General features: G+C 58.9%; 22 protein-coding genes. 17 read left to right on the forward strand and 5 right to left on the reverse strand.

Annotated features, from left to right (window positions below):
- Nucleotides 1-8: 8 nt before the first annotated feature.
- Nucleotides 9-917 (forward strand): AraC family transcriptional regulator, encoded by a 909-nt coding sequence (locus AC1D3C_RS01260; protein ID WP_040125599.1) that lies wholly within the window; start codon nucleotides 9-11, stop codon nucleotides 915-917.
- A 179-nt stretch (nucleotides 918-1,096) separates the two neighbouring features.
- Here AC1D3C_RS01260 and AC1D3C_RS01265 read toward each other — a convergent pair whose 3' ends face one another.
- On the reverse strand, nucleotides 1,097-1,984 hold the full coding sequence (locus AC1D3C_RS01265; protein WP_040125600.1) for a LysR substrate-binding domain-containing protein: 888 nt from the start codon (nucleotides 1,982-1,984) through the stop codon (nucleotides 1,097-1,099).
- Between the two features lie 110 nt (nucleotides 1,985-2,094).
- Here AC1D3C_RS01265 and AC1D3C_RS01270 point away from each other — a divergent pair, with 110 nt between their 5' ends.
- Both AC1D3C_RS01270 and AC1D3C_RS01275 read left to right on the forward strand, forming a co-directional pair.
- On the forward strand, nucleotides 2,095-3,348 hold the full coding sequence (locus AC1D3C_RS01270; RefSeq protein ID WP_477481980.1) for an aromatic ring-hydroxylating oxygenase subunit alpha: 1,254 nt from the start codon (nucleotides 2,095-2,097) through the stop codon (nucleotides 3,346-3,348).
- Complete coding sequence (locus tag AC1D3C_RS01275) at nucleotides 3,338-4,423, forward strand: FAD-binding oxidoreductase (protein WP_040125602.1); 1,086 nt, start codon at nucleotides 3,338-3,340, stop codon at nucleotides 4,421-4,423. Before AC1D3C_RS01270 ends, AC1D3C_RS01275 begins: the two co-directional genes overlap by 11 nt.
- Nucleotides 4,424-4,473: 50 nt before the next feature.
- Here AC1D3C_RS01275 and AC1D3C_RS01280 read toward each other — a convergent pair whose 3' ends face one another.
- The gene (locus AC1D3C_RS01280; RefSeq protein ID WP_157885345.1) at nucleotides 4,474-5,079 is read right to left on the reverse strand and encodes a dimethylsulfoniopropionate lyase; all 606 of its coding nucleotides are present in this window, start codon (nucleotides 5,077-5,079) and stop codon (nucleotides 4,474-4,476) included.
- 2 nt (nucleotides 5,080-5,081) lie between these two features.
- Nucleotides 5,082-7,118, reverse strand: a complete 2,037-nt coding sequence (locus AC1D3C_RS01285; protein WP_477481590.1) for an oxidoreductase — start codon at nucleotides 7,116-7,118, stop codon at nucleotides 5,082-5,084.
- A gap of 145 nt (nucleotides 7,119-7,263) precedes the next feature.
- On the opposite strand from AC1D3C_RS01285, the gene AC1D3C_RS01290 reads away from it, so the two are divergent.
- From AC1D3C_RS01290 to AC1D3C_RS01310, 5 genes are all read left to right on the forward strand, one after another.
- Nucleotides 7,264-7,893: a TetR/AcrR family transcriptional regulator gene (locus tag AC1D3C_RS01290; protein ID WP_040125605.1), complete on the forward strand. Its 630-nt coding sequence runs from the start codon at nucleotides 7,264-7,266 to the stop codon at nucleotides 7,891-7,893.
- A 37-nt stretch (nucleotides 7,894-7,930) separates the two neighbouring features.
- Nucleotides 7,931-8,710, forward strand: coding sequence for a pyrroline-5-carboxylate reductase family protein (locus AC1D3C_RS01295; RefSeq protein WP_080719389.1), 780 nt, complete (start codon nucleotides 7,931-7,933; stop codon nucleotides 8,708-8,710).
- Nucleotides 8,711-8,770: 60 nt separating this feature from the next.
- Nucleotides 8,771-9,772: an ABC transporter substrate-binding protein gene (locus AC1D3C_RS01300; protein ID WP_040125607.1), complete on the forward strand. Its 1,002-nt coding sequence runs from the start codon at nucleotides 8,771-8,773 to the stop codon at nucleotides 9,770-9,772.
- Nucleotides 9,773-9,871: 99 nt separating this feature from the next.
- Nucleotides 9,872-10,759 (forward strand): ABC transporter permease, encoded by an 888-nt coding sequence (locus AC1D3C_RS01305; RefSeq protein WP_040125608.1) that lies wholly within the window; start codon nucleotides 9,872-9,874, stop codon nucleotides 10,757-10,759.
- A complete protein-coding gene (locus AC1D3C_RS01310; protein WP_040125609.1) occupies nucleotides 10,752-11,831 on the forward strand; it encodes a quaternary amine ABC transporter ATP-binding protein in 1,080 nt (359 codons plus the stop codon). Before AC1D3C_RS01305 ends, AC1D3C_RS01310 begins: the two co-directional genes overlap by 8 nt.
- A gap of 41 nt (nucleotides 11,832-11,872) precedes the next feature.
- Here the strand turns inward: AC1D3C_RS01310 and AC1D3C_RS01315 are convergent, their stop codons facing one another.
- Nucleotides 11,873-12,760 (reverse strand): helix-turn-helix domain-containing protein, encoded by an 888-nt coding sequence (locus tag AC1D3C_RS01315; protein ID WP_173426784.1) that lies wholly within the window; start codon nucleotides 12,758-12,760, stop codon nucleotides 11,873-11,875.
- Between the two features lie 283 nt (nucleotides 12,761-13,043).
- Here AC1D3C_RS01315 and AC1D3C_RS01320 point away from each other — a divergent pair, with 283 nt between their 5' ends.
- Nucleotides 13,044-13,805: an SDR family oxidoreductase gene (locus AC1D3C_RS01320; protein ID WP_040125611.1), complete on the forward strand. Its 762-nt coding sequence runs from the start codon at nucleotides 13,044-13,046 to the stop codon at nucleotides 13,803-13,805.
- Nucleotides 13,806-13,852: 47 nt separating this feature from the next.
- On the opposite strand, the gene kdgR is transcribed toward AC1D3C_RS01320, so the two are convergent.
- Nucleotides 13,853-14,647, reverse strand: coding sequence for a DNA-binding transcriptional regulator KdgR (gene kdgR / locus AC1D3C_RS01325; protein ID WP_040125612.1), 795 nt, complete (start codon nucleotides 14,645-14,647; stop codon nucleotides 13,853-13,855).
- Nucleotides 14,648-14,826: 179 nt separating this feature from the next.
- Between kdgR and bglB the strand changes: the two genes are divergently transcribed.
- From bglB to AC1D3C_RS01365, 8 genes are all read left to right on the forward strand, one after another.
- The gene (bglB, locus tag AC1D3C_RS01330) at nucleotides 14,827-15,945 is read left to right on the forward strand and encodes a beta-galactosidase BglB (RefSeq protein ID WP_477481591.1); all 1,119 of its coding nucleotides are present in this window, start codon (nucleotides 14,827-14,829) and stop codon (nucleotides 15,943-15,945) included.
- 123 nt (nucleotides 15,946-16,068) lie between these two features.
- Nucleotides 16,069-17,352 carry an ABC transporter substrate-binding protein gene (locus tag AC1D3C_RS01335; protein ID WP_477481592.1) on the forward strand — a complete coding sequence of 428 codons (1,284 nt, stop codon included), beginning with the start codon at nucleotides 16,069-16,071 and terminating at the stop codon, nucleotides 17,350-17,352.
- A gap of 72 nt (nucleotides 17,353-17,424) precedes the next feature.
- Nucleotides 17,425-18,318, forward strand: coding sequence for a carbohydrate ABC transporter permease (locus AC1D3C_RS01340; protein ID WP_041366645.1), 894 nt, complete (start codon nucleotides 17,425-17,427; stop codon nucleotides 18,316-18,318).
- A complete protein-coding gene (locus tag AC1D3C_RS01345) occupies nucleotides 18,299-19,216 on the forward strand; it encodes a carbohydrate ABC transporter permease (protein ID WP_477481593.1) in 918 nt (305 codons plus the stop codon). Before AC1D3C_RS01340 ends, AC1D3C_RS01345 begins: the two co-directional genes overlap by 20 nt.
- Nucleotides 19,217-19,228: 12 nt before the next feature.
- Nucleotides 19,229-20,323 (forward strand): ABC transporter ATP-binding protein, encoded by a 1,095-nt coding sequence (locus AC1D3C_RS01350; RefSeq protein WP_477481594.1) that lies wholly within the window; start codon nucleotides 19,229-19,231, stop codon nucleotides 20,321-20,323.
- Nucleotides 20,320-21,615 (forward strand): Gfo/Idh/MocA family protein, encoded by a 1,296-nt coding sequence (locus AC1D3C_RS01355; protein WP_477481595.1) that lies wholly within the window; start codon nucleotides 20,320-20,322, stop codon nucleotides 21,613-21,615. Before AC1D3C_RS01350 ends, AC1D3C_RS01355 begins: the two co-directional genes overlap by 4 nt.
- Nucleotides 21,616-21,620: 5 nt before the next feature.
- A complete protein-coding gene (locus AC1D3C_RS01360) occupies nucleotides 21,621-22,643 on the forward strand; it encodes a Gfo/Idh/MocA family protein (protein ID WP_477481596.1) in 1,023 nt (340 codons plus the stop codon).
- Entirely contained in the window at nucleotides 22,640-23,710 is a 1,071-nt protein-coding gene (locus tag AC1D3C_RS01365; protein WP_477481597.1) for a Gfo/Idh/MocA family protein, read from the forward strand. Before AC1D3C_RS01360 ends, AC1D3C_RS01365 begins: the two co-directional genes overlap by 4 nt.
- Nucleotides 23,711-23,730 lie beyond the last annotated feature (20 nt).

Below are 23,730 nucleotides of genomic sequence, written 5' to 3' on the forward strand. Positions count from 1 at the left end.
ATGCTTTCATGGGTAATTCTATGCTGCGGGATTTAATCGAGCGGGGGCCGGTCATGCGGACCGTTTCGTTGCCGCGGGGCCGGCAGACTTTGCACACGATGCCGACCAGCACCGGCTACGAGATCCGCACGGATGCAGCCTATGATTGGGACGGACGCAAGCGCGGCCAGACGCCGTTCACCGTGCTCCAGCACACGATTGGCGGCGCCGGCAACCTCAGGTACGACAACCGGGAGCTGCGAGTGAAGGAAGGCGAAACCCTGTTGGTTCTCGTCCCGCATAACCATCGCTATTGGCTGGAGGATGGCGGCCGATGGGAGTTCTTCTGGATCTCGATGAATGGCGACGAAGCGCTTCGCATTCACCGCTCCGTCCTCGCGGTGACCGGCCCGATCCTCACGCTGCAGCCGCGCACCATCGAGCATCTGGCCGATTGCAGCCTGCGTCTCATCAATGGCGCGGAGACCCCGGGCCGCGCATCGGCCATCGCCTACGAAGCGGCCATGGCGCTCTATGACGACGTCTTCGGTTCACATCCCATCTTCAGCGAAGAATACCGGACGATGCAGCATGTCATCGGCCACATCACGAGCAATCTTGAACATCCGCTGCCGGTCGAGGAGCTAGCCAAGGTCGCGGGCCTCAGCCGAGCGCATTTCTCACGTATCTTCGCCGCCAGCGAAGGCGTTCCGCCGGCCGAATTCGTTCTGCAAAAACGCCTGGAGCGCGCCATCAAGCTTTTGACCAAGACCGACGGCATGCCGGTGAAGGAAGTGGCAATCCGCTCGGGCTTCCGGGACGCAAACTACTTCTCCAAGGTCTTTCGCCGTGCCTACGGCACCAACCCCACCGAATTCCGCACGACCGGCATGTATGCGAGCGTCGGCAGGGGCGCTGACACCATACTGCGGCGGTAACCCTCGGCCCGGCTTTCCGCCTCTTAGGAGAGCTTCATCAATACCAGGCCGGCCGGAGTACCGTCGCTGCGGCGACCATTCGCGCAGAACTCGTAGAGCAAGATGCCGTTGATGGTAAAAATCACCCTTGGCGGGTCTCAGACGACATGGAGAACTGGTCCGGGTGCCAATACTTCTGGTTATGCGTGCAATGCTGCCGTGAGCCAGGCAACGGCTCTGTCACTGGCAGCCGTTCGTCGTGCCCTGAGTGGCAGCAGGATATTATATCGCCCGTCAGCCTTGTAAGTCAGATCATGCAGCGTGACCAACGTTCCGGCATCAAGAAAAGCCTGAACGAGCGCGCCCCAGCCGAGTGCTACCCCCTGGCCATTACACGCAGCGAATATCGTTTCGGTATAATGGCTGAATCTCAGGGATGGCTTGAAATCGAAGGATGCTCCGATCTGGTCGAGCCATTGAGCCCACGAAAACCACAACGGGTCGGAACTGTGAGTTTCGATATACTCGTCTGTCGAGGATAGCGGGCCTGGTTGTCTGCGTTTGAGATAATCGGGCGAACATACGGGCGTTATGAAATCGTCTTTTGAAGCAATGACCGTCCCATCGTTAAACGGCGGTATTCCATAGCGAATGGCAATGTTTATCTCACCGCTATCGAGATCGATCTTTTCATCCTGGGATACGACACGCACCTGGATCCCGGGGTTTTGGGAACGGAAGTCGGCCAGACGCGGAAGCAGCCAGAAAGACGAAAACGCGATCGTCGCGCCGATTGTGACGACATCCTGACCGGACGTTTTGATCGCATCGACCGTCTCCGCAATATCGGAAAGGCTCCGCGCCAGCGACGCTCCCAGAATGCGACACGCAGGCGTAGGTTCGATTGCGCGATGTTTACGCACAAACATTGGCTGCCCCAATTCTTCCTCAAGCAAAGCAATCTGCCGGCTTACGGCCGCCTGAGTGACGCCAAGTTCGGTCGCGGCCGCGGTAAAGCTCTTTCTGCGCAAAACTGCTTCAAGCGTGAGCAGCGCGGTCAAGGATGGCAGCCGTTTACGAAACTGCATGCTCCCGCCCTCAATCCATTACTTTTCATTATGCCAACGTAACAATTTATGCCGTTGAACGAATTGCATGGCAAGGTCACTCTTGCCCGAAAGCTGGCAAAGAGGTCTTCATGCTGAACAAACTTGCGTCTTCGATCTCGTCACTTTTGGACGCGCGTGCTGACGGCCATGCTCTGCCAGCGGGCCTGTATACCCGGTCAGACGTGTTCGAAGCGGATATCGACGTCTTCTTTCGTCGGCACTGGATCTGCGTCGGACTTGAATGCGACGTGCCCGAGCCCGGCGACGCTGCGGTTATCGACATCGGCAAAACCAGCCTGATCCTGCTGCGCGACGATGACGGCGAAATCCGCGTCGTGCACAACGTCTGTCGCCACAGGGGCTCGCGCCTCCTCAATCCCGGCAAGACGATCGTCTCGAAGCTGGTCTGTCCCTATCACACCTGGACATACGAACTCAGCGGGGAGCTGAGTTATGCACCCCATATGGGCAAGAGCTTCAACAAAGAGTGTCACAGCCTGAAGCCTGTGACCTTCAAGTCGATCAGCGGCCTCATCTATGTTTGCCTTGCCGACAATCCACCAAAGGACATTACTCGGCTCGAGTTGGCGATGACCGAGCGCCTGGCGCCCTACGATATTGGCAATTCCAAAGTCGCATTCGAAACCGATGTGATCGAGCACGGCAACTGGAAGCTGACGATGGAGAACAATCGTGAGTGTTACCATTGCTCGGCAAACCACCCGGAGCTTTGCGTCTCTTTCGTCGATCTGGATTTCGGTTTCGATCCCGAGACACTCAGCCCAGAAGACAGGGCGCAGGCCGAAGAGCATCTTGCTCTCTATGAAGAGCGCATCCTTCAATGGACAGCAGACGGCTACCCATCCGCCGCCATCGAACAACTCGTCGATTGTGAGACCAATTTCAGGACGCAGCGCCTTATCATTTCCGGTGCGGGCGAATCCCAGACCCCGGACGCCACGGCGGCATCATCCAAACTTTTAGGAACGATGACCCGCAAGGACCTCGGCGATATGCATCTCTGGGGCCATAACAGCTGGAACCACTTCATGGGTGACCATGCCATCGTGGCGATAGTCATTCCAATTTCGCCCGACAAGACGCTGGTGCGCACGAAGTGGCTCGTTCACAAGGACGCCGTCGAGGGCGTGCACTACGACCTTGAGAAGTTGACGAATGTCTGGGTGGCGACCACGGATCAGGACGCGGAACTCGTCGCGCGCTCCCATGCCGGCGTCGAAGACCCTGCCTATGTGCCCGGTCCCTATTCGCCATTCTCGGAGACGAACCTCGACAAATTCGCCACCTGGTACATCGATCGGATGCGGGCGCATGGATATTAAGAGCGCTTTCGCATCTGTCGATCGGATAGAGAAAACTGAATTCTGGAACCGGGATTTGGACGAGGGTCTGGTTTGCATCGACGTCCACCAGGAAACGCACGATGTAAAAACATTCACATTCGCTTCTTCGCTTGGAAAAAGGTTCGCCTTCAAAGCCGGCCAGTATTTCCTGTTCGATCTCGAAATTGACGCAGAGCCCGAAAGTCGCTGTTACAGCATATCCTCCTCGCCGCAGCGCACCAACGCGTTTTCAGTCACCGTGAAACGCGTGCCAGGGGGTAAGATTTCCAACTGGTTTCATGACAACGTCACAGCTGGCTCAATGATGAAGGGCAATGGACCGCTCGGGCATTTCATCCGGCCCAATGCCAAGAAACTGCTGCTTCTGTCTGGCGGGTCGGGGATCACGCCAGTCATGTCGATCGTCCGCGAACTGGCGGATACCTTTGAACCCATCGACGTCGTATTCATGCATGCTGCGCGAAGCCCCAAAGACTTGATCTTTCGGGAAGAGCTCGCCTGCCTGGCGAATAGAGGAAAGCAGCTCCGCCTGCATTTCCTACCTGAGATCACCGCCGGCGAAGCCCATTGGCCTGGCCTTACCGGGCGCATCTCGGCAGACTACATGAAGCTGGCCGTACCTGACATTGCAGAGCGTGTCGTCATGTGCTGCGGCCCGGCGCCATTCATGGCTGCTGCCCGCGGGATTGCCGCAGGGCTCGGCGTTCCGTCGTCCCGTTATATCGAGGAGAGCTTCGACGCTGCGGTCATCGACGACATCGACCTTCCGGTTGTCCGGGAAGCAGCCACGAGAATGTTCACGGTGGAGTTTGCCAAGCAAGTCCGTAAAATCGATGTTTCAGGCGAGCAAACCATCTTGTCCTGCGCGAAAAAAGCTGGCGTGAAACTCCCCTCTTCATGTTCCAACGGGGTGTGTGGCACCTGCAAATCAAAACTGGTGTCCGGATCCGTCGACATGAACCACAATGGCGGGATCCGCCAGCGGGAGATCGATGCCGGGTTATTCCTGCCCTGCTGTTCGAAGCCGCTCAGTGACCTCGTGGTCGATCGGTAAGGCCTTAAACACTAGCAGGGATGACCGAAGAAACTATCGATCACCTTGCTTCAATGTTTCCGCTGGTCGGGCAAAAGTGCCCAGAATGCGAAGAGGGGCTTCTCGCCCGAGCGCATCGCATGCCGGATTCCAGGTGGATTGTAGAAAGAGCCACCCATGCCCGGCGTGAACCAACCGGAATCGCCCTGCATGAATTCGCCATCCGACAGGACGAGATAGATTTCCTCCGGTGCATGATCGTGATCCGGATACCGCACGTTCGGCGCCATCAAGGTCGCGCCAAGCCACACGTCCGGACGGTCCTCGAGACCGCCCGGCCCGACAATCATGGTATTGGCGTGGCCCATCGGAAAATTTGCGCTGGCTGAATTGTCATAGGTCGAGCGACAGTTCCATTCGAGCTGCGCCTCCAACGCTGCGAAGCGCCGGAGCAAGATGTTCAACGAGGGTTGCTCCGCCTTTGCCGCCAAGACACTCTGCAAATACAGGCCGCAAACCGGAAGCCGCTTTGCGATATTCACCCGCTCCGGCAGCGATGTTTGCAGGTGCGCAAATATCTGCGTCTGTGACTGCCGGGCCCGTGAATCCTCGACAAACCGGTCGAACGCGACGATCGCGGCATTCAGAAAATCCTGCAAGGCCTGGCTGCGGGCCATGTTCATATATCCTTGGCAAGCCGCAATGCGTCATAGATCGCTGCATGCGTGTTGCGAGCAGCGACAGCGTCGCCAATCCGAAAGAGCTGATAGGTGCCCGCGGGATTGCGCTCGGCCGTCTGCGGTGCGCCGGAAATCAGCTGGTCGTAAGAAACTTCACCGAGATTCTTCGAGCCGGGCTTCATCTCGAAATAAAGGTCGTCCAATGGGATCGTACCGTGATTGATGACGATCTGGTCGACGGTCCGTTGCTTTTCAACGCCGCCATAGTCGCTGCCGACATGGGCAATGATCTGGTTGCCGCTCTTTTCCGCTGATTGCAGCCTGTAGGTGACGGTAAAGGTGACGTCGAGTTTCTGCAGCGAGCGCATGTAGGGAACAAGGTTCATCGCCATGACCTCCGGCGCGAAGGAGCGGTCGGGCGTCATGATCTCGACCTTGGCCTCTGTCTTGGCGATGAATTCCGCGGCCTGCAAGCCGGCATGGTCGCCGGCATCGTCGAAGATCAGCACATTGGTGCCCGGCTTAACGTCGCCCGAAATGATATCCCAGGAGGAGACGACAAGCTCATTTCCCTTCGACAGAACCTCGGTATGCGGTAGTCCACCTGTTGCGATGATGACCACGTCGGGCTCTTCCGCTACGATCATGTCAGCATCCGCCCAGTTGTTGAAATGAAACGTGACACCAAGCTTCTCGCATTGGCTCATCCGCCAGTCGATGATGCTGATCATCTCACGGCGGCGTTCGCTCTGCGCGGTGAGGCGGATCTGCCCGCCGGGATTGTTGGCCGCCTCGAAGACCACGACCGCATGACCCCGCTCGGCGGCCACGCGCGCCGCTTCGAGGCCAGCCGGCCCGGCTCCGACAATGACCACCTTCCTGCGGGTGTCGGATTTTGCAATGGTATGCGGCATGGTCTGCTCGCGACCAGTTGCCGCATTGTGGATGCAAAAGGCCATCCCGCCCTGATAAATGCGGTCGAGACAGTAATTCGCGCCGACGCAAGGGCGAATATCCTCCTCGCGCTTTTCGATAATCTTGCGAACGATGTGCGGATCCGTCATGTGGGCGCGCGTCATCCCGACCATGTCCACTTTGCCCGCGGCAATGGCGTGCCGTGCCGTCGCCACATCCGGGATTTTTGCCGCATGAAAGGTCGGAAATTGGGTTGCGGCGCGGATCTCACCGGCAAAATCGAGATGTGGCGAGTTCGCCATGCCCTGGATCGGAATGACGTCCGTCAGGCCGGCATCCGTATCGATGTGACCTCGGATCACATTCAGATAGTCGATCAGACCGCTGTCGCGCAGCCGTCGCGAAATCTCGATGCCGTCAGCTTTTCCAGTACCTCCGGGGAGACATTCGTCGGCCGTGTAGCGAACGCCGAGGATGAAGTCGTCTCCGACGCGCTCGCGCATCGCCTTGAAGACGTCGAAACAGAAACGCATGCGATTTTCGAGCGAGCCCCCATATGGCCCGTCCAGTTCATTGGTGAGCGGCGAATTGAACTGATCGATCAGGTGACCGTAAGCCTCCAACTCGACACCGTCCATGCCGCCCGCCTTCATGCGCTCGGCTGCGTCTGCGAAATCTCTGATAATACGCTCGATGTCCCAATACTCCATCTTCTTCGGGAAGGAGCGGTGCGACGCTTCACGATGATGGGACGGCGCGACCACCGGCAGCCAATCGCCCTTGTCCCAACGGGTGCGCCGGCCGAGATGGGTCAGCTGGATCATGATAGCCGCGCCCTCTTCGTGCACGGCATCGGTCATTTCCCGGATCCACGGAACGATCTCGTCCTTGTAAGCGAGCAGGTTATTGAAGACCGGTGGACTGTCTTTCGACACCGCTGCCGACCCCGCCGTCATTGTCAGGGCCACGCCGCCTCTCGCCCGCTCCACGGTGTAGGCACGGTAACGTTCCTTCGGCATGCCATCCTCAGGATAGGCGGGCTCATGCGATGTAACGATGATACGGTTGCGTAGGGTCAGATGCTTCAGTGTGTAGGGCTGAAGGAGGGGATCGTTCGACATGCGACGGGCTCCGGTTTTGGCCTTTGCGCATAAGGCTAAACAGGAATGTACAGTTATGTCAATATTGAAAACATCGCCGTACCTACAGTTGACATTGATGTACATTTCACTTGAAGTGCGGTTATGAATTTGTTAAGAAGTGCCTATGGAACAGGCGGTAAATGACGGCGGCTGGCGTGGTTCTCAGGAGGGTTGGCTTGAAGCCGCCTACGAAGCGCTGCTCGAATCCGGCGTAGATTCGGTGAAGATCCTGCCGCTTGCCAAGAAGCTGGGTCTATCGCGGACAAGCTTCTATTGGTTCTTCAAGGATCGGGAGGAACTGCTGAGCACGCTGATACTGCGCTGGAGGGACAAGAACACAGGCAACCTGGTGAAGCAGTCCGAGGCATATGCGGAATCTCTTGCGGAAGCGATGCTGAATGTCTTCGATTGCTGGCTCAACAAAGATCTCTTCGACTCCCAGTTCGAGTTTGCAATTCGCAGTTGGGCACTGCAATCTCCGGAAATTCAGGTTGAAGTTCAGCAGGCTGATCTGGCCCGAATAGACGCTTTGAGCCGTATGTTCGTGCGGTTCGGCTTTGACGAAGAGCCTGCGGACGTTCGCGCGAGAACAACGTATTTGGTCCAGATCGGCTACATCTCCATGCAGTCCACCGAGGATATCGGACTGCGTATGAAGCGCATTCCCGAATACATCGCAATCTACACCGGTCAGATTCCGCAACAGCGGGAACTCGATCGCTTCTACGCGCGGCACGGCTATAAACAAGGGTGAGAGCAAGGTGGAAGCTGGCAGGGGCTGGAGAATTGGCGTGATCGGCGGCAACGGCTGGCTGGGCAGCGCCCTTGCCGGCGCGGTGCTGGACGCCGGCTTCGTCAAGCCTCGGGACCTGTCGCTCTCTTATCGCAACAAGCGGCCGGATCGTTTCGAAGAGGCTTTCTGGACATTGGACAATCAGGCCCTCGCCGACCGCTCGGATGTCATCATTCTCTGCGTCCGCCCCGCTGACTGGCGTGACCTTAACGTCGATGCGAAGGGCAAGCTGCTGATTTCCGTCATGGCAGGCGTTCCGTTGGACTCGCTGAGCGACCATCATCAGACCGCCTGTGTCGTTCGTTCGTTGCCGAATGCAGCGGTCGAGGTCCGCCGGTCCTACACGCCGTGGATCGCGACCCCGGAGGTCAGTGAAGAAGAACGCACATTTGTCCGAGCCCTGTTCGAGACCTGCGGTGTTCAGGATGAAGTGCACAGCGAAACCGATATGGATTATTTCACCGGCCTGTCCGGATCCGGCCCCGCCCTTCCGGCGCTTCTTGCCGACGCAATGATGCGGGATGCCCTCTCCCGGGGCATCCCCGTCGCGATGGCCAGGCGTGCCGTTAACGCGATTATCATTGGCGCGGGGCGTCTCATGGAAATGCGTGAGACCTGTCCCACCGAAATCGTGCAGACCTTCCTCGATTACCGCGGCACCACGGCCGTCGCGATCGAGACAATGCGCGCTGCGGGTTTCGAGAGAGCGATTGCTTGCGGACTGACGGCAGCGTTCGAGAAATCGATGAGTTTGGGAGACGCTCCCAAGCACTTGTGAATCGGGTATCCGCGGCGTCCCGCATTCTACGTCAAGCCGCTAAAAAAAGGGAACAGTGCTATGAATAAGCTTTTGGCTTCGGGTTGCGTGCTAGTCGGAGTGTTCGCCGGCGCATCGGCGGCAAGTGCCGCCGGGTGCGGCCGCGTCACGATCGCGAGCATGAACTGGCAAAGCGCGGAGGTCATCTCCAATCTGGATAAGTTCATCTTAAACGAAGGTTACGGCTGCCAGGCGGAGATCACGGTTGGAGATACCGTGCCGACCATCACCTCCATGGCGGAAAAGGGCCAGCCTGATATCGCTCCTGAGGCCTGGATCGACCTGCTTCCCGACGTGGTTGCGAAGGGCACGCAGGAGGGCCGGATCGTGAAGGTTGGATCTCCATTGCCGGACGGCGGCAATCAGGGCTGGTGGATCCCGAAATATGTCTCGGACGCGCATCCGGACATCAAGACCATTCCGGATTTGCTGAAGCATCCCGAACTCTTCCCGGGTGAGGAAGACCCGAGCAAAGGCGCAATCCTCAACGGTCCTCAGGGGTGGGGTGGCACCGTCGTGACAACCCAGCTGTTCAAGGCGTTCGGCGGGGAAAAGGCCAAGTTCACGCTGATAGACACCGGATCGGCAGCCGGTTTGGACGGCGCTATCGCAAAGGCATATGAGCGGAAGAAGAGTTTTGCCACTTACTACTGGGCGCCGACGGCGCTGCTCGGCAAATACCCGATGGTGAAACTTGAGGCCGGCGTGAAAAACGACCCGGCTGAATGGAAGCGTTGCAACACGGTTGCCGATTGCCCGGATCCGAAGCCGAATTCTTGGCCGATCGACACGATCGTCACTCTGGTCGCCAAGCCCTTTTCGGAGAAAGCAGGACCCGAGGTGATGACCTATCTCGAAAAGCGGTCCTGGAGCAACCAGACCATCGGCAAGCTCATGGCATGGATGACGGACAATCAGGCCAGCGGTGCGGATGGCGCCAAGCATTTTCTGAAGGAAAATAAGGACATCTGGACCAAGTGGGTTTCAACGGACGCCGCCAAGAAGATCGAGGCAGCGCTCTAACAGGACCTTGGGGCGATGCGCCAAACGCATCGCCCCTTCCGCTTGCCGTCAAAAGAAGAAAAAGACCTCACACGGCTCTTTCCAGAGAAAGGGAACCGAATGGAATGGTTTTATAAATTTCCACATATGGATGACGACGCACTTCGCAACTTGAAGAAAGCGATCGACGAGGGATTTCGCGCTTTCACCCGCGCCTATGGCGATACGATCGAAAGCATGTTTTCGCCTCTGCAGAGCTTTCTGCTGGCGGCCGATCGCTTCATGACACAGACCCCGTGGCCGATCATCACGGCGATCATCCTCACTATTGCATGGTTTGCGAGCCGAAGTGTCAAAATCGTACTGAGCTGTCTGATCACGCTCCTGCTGATCGGTTATTTCGACATGTGGACCGACACGATGCGTACTGTCGCGATGATCTTTGTCTGCACCGTCCTGTCGATTGCCGTCGGCCTGCCGATCGGCATACTCATGGCGCGTTCGAACGGCGTCCAGCGGGTCGTCAACCCGATCCTCGACGTGATGCAGACCATGCCGAGCTTCGTCTATCTCATTCCGGTCGTCATGCTGCTGGGTATCGGCCGCGTCCCCGGGCTCATCGCCGTGGTGATCTATGCCATACCGCCAATGATCCGGCTGACAGATCTCGGTATCCGCCTCGTCGACAAGGATGTTCTGGAGGCTGCCGACGCCTTCGGCACCTCGGAGACCCAGAAGCTTTTCAAGGTGCAGCTGCCGCTTGCCCTGCCAACCATCATGGCGGGGATCAACCAGACGATCATGATGGCGCTGGCGATGGTGGTGGTCGCCTCGATGATCGGCGTTCAGGGGCTTGGCCAGCCGGTGCTGAAGGCAATCGCCAACCAGTATTTTACCCTCGGCGTGTTCAACGGCCTCGCAATCGTTGGGATCGCCATAATCTTCGATCGGGTCAGCCAGGCCTATGGCAAGCGGCTCCAGAAGCATCGGGAGATCGTTCATGGCTGAGCAAGGTTTGGGCGGCATCGCAATCCGCAATCTCTACAAAATCTTCGGCGCCAACCCCGCCGCCTATGTCGATGCTGTCCGCAACGGTCTAACGAAGACAGAGCTTAACGATGCACATGGCCATGTGCTGGGGCTGTGCGATATCAATTTGGACATCAAGTCAGGCTGTATTCAGGTCATTATGGGCCTGTCGGGTTCCGGCAAGTCCACGCTCATCCGCCATATCAACCGCCTCATCGATCCGACCGCGGGTGAGGTGCTGGTCGACGGGGTGGATGTCGTAAAGATGAACAAGGACGAACTGCGAAACTTTCGGCGTCATCAGACGGCAATGGTCTTTCAGAAATTCGCCTTGCTGCCGCACCGGAGCGTGGTCGACAACACCGTTTTCGGCCTTGAGGTTCAGGGCATCGGCCGCTCCAAAGCGATCGACGTCGCAATGAGATGGCTGGAGCGCGTCGGGCTGAAGGGGTTCGAGCATAAGTACCCCAATCAACTGTCTGGGGGAATGCAGCAGCGCGTCGGACTTGCCCGCGCCTTGTCGAACGATGCGCCTGTCCTCCTGATGGACGAAGCCTATTCTGCACTCGACCCGCTCATCCGCATGGACATGCAGTCCGTTCTTCTCGATATTCAGAACGAGATCAAGAAAACGATCGTGTTCATCACACATGATCTCGATGAGGCTCTCCGGCTGGGAGACCAGATCGCCATCCTGCGCGACGGCGAGGTCATACAGCAAGGTACAAGCCAGGACATCGTCCTGAGGCCAGCGGATCAATATGTGGCCAATTTCGTCAAAGAAGTGAACCGCGGACGGGTCGTGCAGGTCGAAGCGGTCATGGCTCCCTTACGTTCCCGGACTGGGGGTGAGCAGCCCACCATTCCAGCAAATGTCACGATCGAGGAAGCGATACGCGCGCTCGTCTCTGCACCTGACGGCGACGTGACCGTTGTCGATCCGTCAGGTAAGCCGGTTGGAACCGTGAGTTTCCGGCAGCTGGCAGGGGCTATGGTCAATTCCCGCGATGTCGAACACCGGTCTTTCGACACGTCGGCGATAGTCGCTTAGCGGAAGAGGCTGGTGTCAGTTGACTTTACGGTGCCTGAAGATCAGCAGATCTGTCGCATCCGGCGCCAGGCAGCCGGCGTATCGCCGGCAATCTGCCTGAACGCCTTGGTCAGATGTGCCTGGTCGGTGAAACCCAGCTGGGCCGCGACCTCCGCGACGGCCAGATCGCTGTCGACCAGCAGTTTTTTGGCCAGATCGATGCGCCTGGCGAGTTGCCACTGCAGTGGCGTCTTGCCCGTCGTCTGCTTGAAGACGTTGGAGAACCAGCTTTCGGAAAGACCGACGGTCGCCGCCATTTCGGCAACGGTCAAGCGGCAGTCGTTCGAGCCGTCGAAACGCGATACCAGCTTGTTCATCTGCGCTTGAGTAAGCCTGCCATTGGCCTTTTCGGCTTCATGGTCGGGTATGTCGAGAAGGCCGGCGACGATGCTGCCCACCAGGCTTTCGGCATAGACGGCGTGCTTTGCCGGGCTCGATATCTCGTCGACCAGCAGGCCCGCCAGCGTCTCTATGGCGCCGACATCCTGAAGCTCCACCGGCCGGCGCACCGCGGCCAAGGCGGCGGAGGCCCCAACCGAGGGCGACAGGAACCGCAGCAACCGATCCCGGTGCATGTGCAGGTTGAGGTGGGAAAATCGGTGCTTGGTTTCGCTGCTGGTCCACATGGGAACGCCGGCCGGGACATAAACGGCGCGGGTCATCGGGCGGTAGCCCTGCGAGCCGTCTCGGTTCGACACGCGAATTCGAGACGACACGTCGTTGAAGAAAATCATGATGCGCGGGTCATCCGCCAAATAGTAGCCTGTGGCACCCGACTGGCTTTCGGCTTCCCAGAAGACACTCACCAATCCGTCGAAACGACGCCACTTGACCGGAGCGACAACCCTTATCCCCTCCGTATGCCAAGCCATGGAATGCCAATAACTCAACACCGGAATCCTTCGCCATCTGCCATTGCAAATATCATATCCACTATCAGGCGCCGCAACGGACTGCTCAGGCGCGCCTCATAACATGATAATTCTAGTCATCTATATAAAACCTCCGGGCGGATAGTAAAGGTCCGCATCTTCGATGCCTACCCGACCCGCCCCGGCGACACCTTGCTTCTTGACAAAGGATATTGCCGCGGTCTGATCCAGCACCTTGACCTCGTCACGATTATCTTATGGATGCCTTTCCCGGTATTCAGGCCATGCAGGAGAAATTTCGATGAACGTCCAACATCCACTTTTCGATCTGCGGGGACGCCATGCCGTCCTCACCGGTTCGAGCCGCGGCCTCGGCCTTGCCATGGCACGCGGACTCGCCTCCGCCGGAGCGCGGGTCACGCTGAACGGGCGCGATGAGGCGACGCTTTCGGCAGCAGTGAACCAATTGAAGACGGAGGGTTACGAGGCCTCGGGGATGGTCTGCGACATCACCAGGGCCGACGAAACGGAGGCGGCGTTCGCCGGCATCGGCGCGGTCGATATCCTCGTCAACAATGCCGGCATTCAGATCCGCGCGCCCTTCCTCGAGCAGAGCGCCGAAACCTGGCGGCGGATGTTCGACACCCACGTGATGGGCGCAGTGCTTCCCTCGCAAGCCGTGCTGCCTGGGATGATCGAACGCGGCAGCGGCAAGATCATCAACATCTGCTCGCTGATGAGCAAGGTCGGCCGCAAGACCGTCGTGCCCTACACGACAATGAAAGGCGCGCTGAAAATGCTGACCCGCGGCATGGCGACGGAACTGGCCCATCACAACATTCAGGTCAACGGCATCGGCCCGGGCTATTTCGCGACCGAGATGAACCACGCGCTGATGGACGATCCGGTATTCGACGCCTTTGTGAAGAACCGCACCCCCGCCGCCCGCTGGGGTCAGCCGGAGGAACTTTCCGGTGCAGCGATCTTTCTGGCTTCTCCGGCATCGGATTTCGTCAACGGCCAAGTGCTCTACGTCGATGGCGGCATCTTGGCGGCTCTTTGAGCCGCTTCGCTTCCGCAATGTCCGATCGGCGTTGAAAGCGCCAGGCGTTAGTTCTTTGCGGGCTGGTAGCCGAGCCCGGCGGAGACCGTGAGCCCTGCCGTGCGCAAAAGATCGGTATATTCAGATTTGCGGCTTTCGTCGAACCGGAACATCGGAAAGGAAATCGAGACCGCTGCGATCGGTTTTCCAAGATAGTTGAAGATCGGTGCCGCCATGCATCGCACACCCGCTTCGCTCTCCTCCACCTCCTCGGCAAAGCCGCGACTGCGGGCCGCCTGCAATTGGGCAAACAATTCCTGCGGATCGGTGATGGTGCGCGGCGCGAGCTTCGTCAATTCCATCTTATTGATCCGCTCCCGGATCTCGTCGTCGTCACGCCATGCAAGAAGCGCCTTGCCAAGCGAGGTGCTGTGCAGCGGGTTGCGGAGCCCGAGCGTCGATTTCATCGAGAGACTGTAGGCGGAATCGTATTTGTGGATGTAGACGACCTTCTGGTCGCGGTCATCGAGAATACCGAGATTGACGGACTCACCGGTTACCCGAGAGAGCTTTCCCATCGCCTGATCCGCAACACGCAGCAGATCCGTCTGCTCGGTCAGCGAGCGAGCGCCCAGGCTGAAGAGTTTCAGCGTCAGGCCGTATTTTTCCGTCTCAGCATCCTGCTCCACATAACCGAGTTCCACCATGGTCTGCAGCAGGCGATGCGCTGTGGTCTTCGACGTCATGGCTCGTTGAGCGAGATCGGCAAGGCTCACCTTCTTTCCCTCGACCAAGGCCTCCATCACGGCGAAAACCTTGAGGACGGCGGCGACATTTTCGGTTTTTGGGTTCAACTCTGACATAGCGCGTTCTATTTTTTTCGAAATCTTATTCTGGAATTTGAAAAAACCTGTGTCAAGATACAGGTGAGCATGCGGAACAGGCACAGAGTGCAACAGAAAAACACGGTTGAAAAGCCATGGAGAGTGTGATTTCTTAAAATCCGGAATATCGTTCCGAATATTTGTGGAGGACGTCCGGCATGCATCCGCTGCTGCGGCAAAAGCAACATCTTATCGAGCGCCACGATGTGTGCGGCCTCATCGATCGGCTGATCGACAACCTTGTCCATATCGAGGATCGCACCGGCGAATTCCTCCTGCGCCTCGACGACGGCCGGGTTATCGACACCAAAGGCTGGGCGGGCTGGGAATGGACCCATGGCGTCGCGCTTTTTGGCCTTCTCAAATATTGGCAGCTGACCGGCAACCAGAAGGTGATGGATATCATCGTCGATTGGTTTGAAGCCCGGCTTGCTGAAGGAACCCCCACAAAGAACATCAACACCGTCGCACCGTTTCTGACGCTTGCCCATCTCTACGAGCTGACGGGAGATCCCCGTTGGCGGCCCTACCTGGAAACATGGGCCGAATGGGTGATGCATGAAATGCCGCGTACCCGCGAAGGTGGGCTGCAGCATATCGTCTATAACAGCGTCAATGATCAGCAGATGTGGGACGACACGCTGATGATGAGCGTGCTGCCGCTTGCCAAGATCGGCCTCGTGCTCAAGCGCCCGGAATTCGTGGAGGAGGCAAAATACCAATTCCTGGTGCACGCCCAATATCTCTGCGACACGCAAACCGGCCTCTGGTTCCATGGCTGGACGTTCGACGGCAATCACAATTTTGCCCGCGCTCGCTGGGCACGCGGCAATAGCTGGATCACCATCGCCATTCCGGAATTCATCGAACTCCTGGACCTGGCTGAGAGTGATCCCGTCCGCCGCCATCTCGTGTCCTTGCTCGGCCGGCAGGCGGCAGCGCTGAAACTCCACCAACATCCATCGGGCCTGTGGCACACGCTGATCGACGATACGTCGAGCTATCTGGAAGCCTCGGCGACCGCCGGCTTTGCCTATGGTCTGATGAAGGGTGTGCGCAAGCGGTATCTGGGCATCGAGTATCTGGAGACCGCCGAGAAAGCCATGAAAGGCGTGATCGATAACATCAGCCCGGAGGGAGAGCTCCGGCAGGTTTCTTTCGGCACGGCGATGGGCGGCGATCTCGATTTCTACCGGCAGATCAAGCTGACATCCATGCCTTACGGGCAGGCGATGGCGATGCTCTGCCTGACTGAACTTTTGCGCAGCTTCGTGTAGCGAACTGCGCCGAAAAGAATGGAGCGTGTCCGGCAGGAGGAGCCGGTACGCGACAAACCATGGAACAACCACAACGCATCCGGCGCCGACGAGACGCTCCGGAGTTAGAAGGAGGAGGACGAAATGACCAAACTGACAAGGCGAACTTTATTGGGCACGATAGGAGCGGCGGCAGCTGCTTCTGCGCTTCCGGCCATGCCGGCGCTTGCTGCCACGCGCACCATCCGCCACTATTGGTGGGGCAATCCGGAGCGCGACAAGCGCACCTTTGCCGTTATCGACGCATTCCAGAAGAAGAACGCCGGCATCGCCGTCTCCGGCGAAACGATCGGCTGGGGCGACTACTGGACCAAGATGGCGACCCAGACCGCAGGCCGGAACATGGCCGACTTGGTGCAGATGGATTACCGGTTCCTGTTCGAATATGTCAATCGCGGGGCTCTGAAGCCTCTCGATGAATTCGCCGGCAAGAGCCTGATGATCGCCGACTTCGACAAAGGCCCCCTCGATGGCGGCAGGGTCGACGGAAAGCTTTATGCCCTCAACATCGGCTCGAACAGCCAGGTCATGGTCTACAATACGCGCGCATTCCAGGAAGCGGGCATCGACGCAGACCTGATCAACTGGACCTGGGACGACTTTGCCAAGGCATGCGAAAAGATTACCGCCAAGTCCGGAGGCAAGATGAAGGGCTCGGACGACCTGTCCCTGATGATCGAAACCTTCGAATCCTGGGTTCGCCAGAACGGTCGCGAATTCTACAGCCCCGACGGCAAGGTCACGGCAACAGCCGGGGACGTTGCAAGCTGGTGGCAGATGTGGGCTGACCTGCGCAAGGCAGGGGTCGTTCGCGACAAGAACAAGACCGTTATTCTCGACCCGCCGATTGCCGAATCGGGCGTCGCCGTCGGCGATACTGCCATGTCGCACTACTGGTCCAACCAGCTGGTCGGCATCCAGTCGGTGGCAAAAGACAAGATCGGTGCCGCCATGGTGCCCCATAAGGCGGGCGGCAAGCCTGGCCAGTTCATCAAGCCCTCGATGTTCCTGTCTCTCAGCCGGGACGCCAAGGACACGGAGGCCGCAATTGCCTATATGAATGCCTGGGTCAACGATCCCGAAATCACTGGCATTCTCGGTCTCGAACGCGGTATTCCCTGTTCGCCAAAAATCCGTGCAGCGCTGACCCCCAAGCTTACGGAGGTCGAAAAACTCTCGGTCGACTACTTCGCAGCGATTCAGAGCAAGGTTGGTCCTCTGCCGCTTCCTGCCCCAAAGGGAGCGGGAGAGGTGCGAGACGCCTTCATGCGTGCCGGCACCGACGTCGTGCTTGGCAAGGTGGAAATTGCAAAAGCCGCTGGCACCTTCATCGAAGACGCCCAGTCGATCGTCGAGCGCGCCCAGTAATCGGTGCGGGAATATCAAGGCCCCGGCAATTCCTGCCGCCGGGGCCTCTCTTCCGACAACAAGGTCGTTTCGATGAGACGTTTTTTTGCCCGCAATGCACCGGCCTATGTGTTTCTTCTCCCATGGCTGATCGGATTTTTTCTGCTCGCCCTGGGGCCGATTCTTGCGTCGCTTTACCTATCCTTCACCCGCTACGACATGGTGAGCGCCCCCCGATGGATCGGTTGGGGCAATTACGAATACATGTTCACGCGGGATCGGCGCTTCTGGAAAGCGCTGCAGGTCACTTTCACCTATGTAGCACTGGCTGTGCCCGCCCGCCTGATCATGGCCCTCGGTGTCGCCATGTTGCTCGACAAGGGCTTGCGAACGATCGGCCTGTATCGAGCCATCTTCTACCTGCCGTCCCTGCTCGGCTCTTCGATTGCTATCGCGATATTGTGGCGTCAGCTTTTCGCCGCCGACGGTGTCGTCAATCAGGTTCTGGCAATGGTGGGAATCCAGGGTGCCTCCTGGATCACCGATCCCGACACGTCGCTCTTCACGATCGTTGTGCTCGCCATGTGGCAGTTCGGCTCGCCGATGCTGATCTTTCTGGCTGGCCTTCGCGGCATTCCGCGGGATCTGTACGAGGCGGCGGAAATCGACGGCACGCCGCGCTGGCGGCAATTCACCCGCATCACCTTGCCGCTCCTTGCTCCGGTGATCTTCTTCAATCTGGTGCTGCAGACCATCGATTCCTTCAAGACCTTTTCCAGCGCCTTCATCATTTCCAACGGCACCGGCGCCCCGGCGGACAGCCTCCTGTTTTACACGGTCTACCTGTTCAACGAGGCCTTCAAGTTCTTCCGCATGGGTTATGCATCGGCGCTTGCCTGGTTCCTGCTGGTCATCATAGCGACCTTCACCGCGATCGCTTTCTTCACTTCCAAATATTGGGTGCACTATGAAAACGAGCGCGACTGATCTGGAAATCGCCATCCAGGTGGATGAGGCCGCGCGCATCGCTCACGAGCTTCGGCTGAAGCGGGACAAACGCGATCGCAACGGCCGAATCCTCAAGCACATCTTCCTGATCACCGTGTCATGCGTGATGCTCTATCCGCTGTTCTGGCTGCTCGCTTCCTCGTTGAAGCCGGAAAACGAGATTTTCGGCAGCCTGACGCTTTGGCCTTCCGAATTTCGGTTCGAGAACTACACGAAGGGCTGGTACGCGCTGCCGATATCCTTCACGGTCTTCTACGTGAACTCGGCGATCGTCACGAGCCTGTCGGTGATCGGCAATCTGGTCTCCTGCTCGTTCGCGGCCTATGCCTTTGCACGGCTGAACTTTACCGGGCGCAGCTTCTTCTTCGCGCTGATGATGATGACCCTGATGATCCCCTATCACGTGGTTCTCATCCCCCAATATGTTCAGTTCCTGAACCTCGGCTGGGTCGACACCTATCTGCCCCTCGTGGTGCCGCGCTTCCTCGCCTCCGATGCCTTTTTCATCTTTCTGATGGTGCAGTTCTTTCGGCAACTGCCCCGCGAGCTGGACGAAGCCGCAATGATCGACGGCTGTTCGCCCTTCAAGATCTATTGGGCAATCATATTGCCGCTTTCGCTGCCGGCCATGGGCACGGCGGCGATCTTTTCGCTGATCTGGGTCTGGGAGGATTTTCTCGCCCCGCTCATCTACCTCAACGACATCAAGAGCTACACCGTGCCGCTGGCGCTTCGCCTCTTCCTCGATCAGGAAGGGCAGTCCGCCTATGGCCAGATGTTCGCGATGTCGGTCCTTTCGCTGGTCCCGGTCGTCATCTTCTTCGTCCTGTTCCAGAGACTCATCGTGCGCGGCATCGCCACCTCCGGAATGAAATAGGGAACAAGACGCATGGCAGGATTGACGCTTCGAAACGTCGGCAAGCGCTATGGGGCGCTGTCCATCATCCAGGGGCTGAATCTGGACATCCACGACGGCGAGTTTCTTGTTCTCGTCGGTCCATCGGGCTGCGGAAAATCGACGCTCCTGCGCATGGTCGCAGGCCTCGAAGACATCAGCGAAGGCACGATCTCGATCGGCGGAAAGGTCGTCAACGACTTGCCCGCCTCGAAACGCGAGCTTTCAATGGTCTTTCAGAGCTACGCTCTCTATCCGCATATGAGCGTGCGAAAGAACCTGGCTTTCGGCCTTCAGAACTTCAAGGTATCGCGCGCCGAGGTGGAGCGGCGAGTGGCGGACGCCGCGCGCATCCTGCAGATCGAGCAGCTTATGGACCGCAAGCCGCGCCAGCTTTCGGGCGGCCAGAAGCAGCGCGTCGCCATCGGCAGGTCGATCGTGCGTGAGCCGCAGCTTTTCCTGTTCGATGAGCCGCTTTCCAATCTCGACGCGGAACTGCGCGTGCAGATGCGCGCGGAACTGGCCTCGCTCTACGCCCGCCTCGGCACTACCATGATCTATGTGACCCACGACCAGGTGGAAGCGATGACCATGGCAAGCCGGATCGTGGTCCTGCGCGGTGGCAAGATCGAGCAGCTCGGCACGCCCCAGGAACTCTATACACGGCCGCAGAACCTCTTCGTAGCAGGCTTCATCGGCTCTCCGAAGATCAACATGCTACAGGCAAGGGCAACCCGCGGGCCCGGAAAGACCACTGTGTCGGTGGCCGGCATGCCCGACTTTTCGATTGCCGAGCTTCCGACCGAGGATCCGGCGCTGACGTTATGCGTGCGGCCTTCGTCTCTGCGTGTCGGCAATGGCGATGTCACGGGCGAAGGCACGATCCGGCTGGTGGAATATCTCGGTAGCGAGACCTTGCTGCATATCGCGCTGTCTTCAGGCCAGGTGCTGCTGGCCAGCGACAACGGACGGACGCCCTACCGGATGGGCGATCCGGTTACCGTCGGATTCGACCTCTCCGAACTCCACTATTTCGATAGCGCAGGCAAACGCATCGAACCCATCCAGAAAGAAAGCCAAGCACAGTGAAGATCGCCATTGTTGGATGCGGCTCCCGGCATCAGATGTTCCGCAATTCCGTCGTTGAAGATTATGCCGATAAACATGAGATCGTTGCCCTTTGCGACAGCAACGCCCATCGCCTCGGCGAAGCGGCGCAAGCGGCCTCAAAACCCGGGACGAACGGCGTCGCGACTTATCTTGCCGCCGATTTCGACCGCCTGATCGCGGAACAGAGGCCGGATACGGTCGTCGTCGCGACACCGGACTTCCTGCATGCCGATTACATCGTTCGTGCCTTCGAGGCCGGCTGCGACGTCATTTGCGAAAAGCCGCTGACGATCGATCTCAGCCGTCTGAAGCAGATCGTCGATGCTCAGGCGCGCACGGGCCGAAAGGTCACCGTGACCTTCAACTATCGCTATTCGCCGGCACGCACCCAAATCAAGGAGCTGATTTCATCGGGAGCGATCGGTACCGTGACGGCGGTCGATTTCCGCTGGCACCTCGATCGGGTTCACGGCGCCGATTATTTCCGCCGCTGGCACCGCCAGAAAGAGAATTCCGGCGGCCTCCTGGTCCATAAATCGACCCACCATTTCGATCTTCTCAACTGGTGGCTGGGGACCGCGCCGACGGAAGTCCTGGCCTCCGGCCGACGCGTCTTTTATCGACCGGAAATGGCAGTGGAGCTTGGCCTCGCGGGCCGTGGGCCACGCTGCAGCGACTGTCCCGTCGCCTATAAGTGCGATTTCCGCCTCGACCTTGCAGCCGACGAAAACCTGCGCAAGCTCTATGTGGAAGCTGAGCAGGAAGACGGTTATTTCCGCGATCTCTGCGTATTCGACGAGGAGATTGGCATCGAAGATACGATGCAGGCGCATATCCGCTACGCTTCGGGCGTCACCGCCAATTACACCCTGACTGCCTATTCGCCCTGGGAAGGGCTGGAGATCAAGTTCCAGGGCACCAAAGGCGACATTACCCATCGCCATGTCGAGGTCCATGGGGTTTTCGGCGGCAAACGCGCCCATGCGGACGAAGATGCGATCACCACCGAACTCCACCTGGCCGGCGAGCCTCCGCGCCAGCTCACCGTTCCGAAGGCGACGGGGGATCACGGCGGCGCGGATCCGGTCATGCTGGGTTATATCTTTGATCCGGAAAGCATGCAGCCCGATCCTTATGGCCGGGCTTCCGATCATGTTGCCGGCGCCTGGTCCATCCTCACCGGCATCGCTGCCAACGCTTCCATAGAAACGGGCTCGTTGGTCAACATACAATCCATGCTCCGCGCTCGCGGCATCCACCTGAACAGGTAGTTCCCATGGCTTTTAACCTTCGGATCGGCGTCATCGGCATAGACCATGGACATATCTACGGCATGATCAACGGCATGTTGGATGCCGGCGCCACGCTCGTAGCGTGGACAACGGGCGAGGAGACCCCAGAGGCGGCCCGCAAGACATTCCAGGAAACCTATCCGGATCTGCCGGCCCGGTCGATGCAGGCCATCCTCGACGATGAAAGCATTGTCCTTGTCCTGTCGTCCGGGATCAACAGCGAGCGCGCCGATATCGCGGTGGCGGCAATGGTGCACGGCAAGGACGTTCTGGTCGACAAGCCCGGCTGCACCAGCCTGGAACAGCTGGCAGACATCCAACGCACCGTCGCGGAGACCGGGCGACGCTGGACCGTGTCCTTTTCCGAACGTGTCTCCGTCGAGAGCGCCACCCTGGCGGACCAGCTGATTGGCCAAGGTCGGATCGGCAAGGTGGTTCAGACGGTCGGTCTCGGACCGCATCGCTTGAATGCACATCTGAGGCCGGATTGGTTCTGGGACAGAGCTCGCTGCGGCGGAATTCTCGCCGATATCTGCGCCCATCAGTTCGATCAGTTCCTCCATTATACCGGGTCGACTGAGGCACGTGTTGTTTCCGCCCATGTGACCAATGTCGCAAATCCGGATCGGCCTGCATTCCAGGATTTCGGCGAGGTGCTGCTAGAGGGTAATGGCGGCCGGGGTTATGCCCGTGTCGATTGGCTGACGCCCGACGGTCTTCCCGTCTGGGGCGACGGCAGGATGACCATTCTGGGGACGGAAGGTTATATCGAGCTGCGCAAATACATCGACATCGCCGGCCGGGACGGCCCGGACCACGTCTTCCTGGTCGACAAGTCGGGTGTACAGCGGTTCGAGGCGAGCGGCGCCGGAAAGCCGTTTTTCGCCCGCCTGGCCGCCGACGTGGAAAGGCGAACCGAGACGGCCATGGGCCAGTCTCATGCGTTCCTCGCGACGCGGTTGGGACTGCAGGCGCAACTTGTCGCGGAAGAGAAAACAGACCGATGACGGAGCGTGTCCGGGTCGCCGTCATCGGCGCGGGTATAGGCAAGGCGCATATCGCCGCTTATGCCGAATTGGCTGAACTATTCGACGTCCGTTACGTCTGCGATCTCAACCTGCCTCGCGCCGAGGACGCGGCGCAACAGGCGCCGGGCAGCCAGGCTGTTCCCGACATCAACCAGGTCTTCGCCGATCCTCTCGTGGATCTGGTCGACATCTGCCTGCCGCCTCAACTGCATGCGCCGATGACACTTGCCGCCCTGGAAGCAGGAAAGCACGTCGTCTGCGAGAAACCGCTTGCCGGTTCAATAACCGAGGTGCGCCGGATCGCCGACCTTTCCAAACGAACGGGGCGGCAGGTCTTTCCCGTATTCCAGTATCGTTATGGCGCCGGCTACCGAGCTGCACACGAATTGAAGGTCCGAGGGCTCCTCGGCCGGCCTTACGTTGTAGCGCTGGAGACACATTGGCAGCGGGGCCCCGATTATTACGCAGAACGCTGGCGGGGCACATGGAAAGGCGAACTCGGCGGCGTACTTGTCAGCCATGCATGCCATATCCACAATCTCATGACTCATCTCGTCGGAGATGTCGTGGAGGTCGCCGCCTTCCTCGATACCCGCGTCAATCCGATCGAGACCGAGGATTGCGCGGTGCTTTCCATGCGCACCGCGCAGGGCGCGCTGATCACATCGTCGGTCACCTTGGGTGCGGCCGGAAACAGTTCGCGATTGAGGATGTGTTTCGAGCACGTCACGGTCACGTCAGGCGCAGAGGCCTATCAGATCGGGGCGGGACCGTGGAAGTTCGAAGCCACCGACCCGTCGCGGCAGCCCGAGATCGATGCGGCAACCCGAGAAATACCCGACGTCCTTCCACGGTTTCCGGGACTATTCGTGGATGTCCATGCGCGTCTCACCGGGAAGCCGGACCTCTATCTGCCATCGCTTCAGGAAAGCTATCACTCGATCGAGCTTGTTACGGCAATCTATGCATCGGCAAGGGAAGGCCTGATCGTACGCCTGCCGCTTGCTACAGATCACCCCCTCGCCGCGGGTTGGCTGCCGGTCTGAACAAGGCAGATATCGGGTTG

This window comes from Neorhizobium sp. P1_A6, assembly GCF_056406795.1.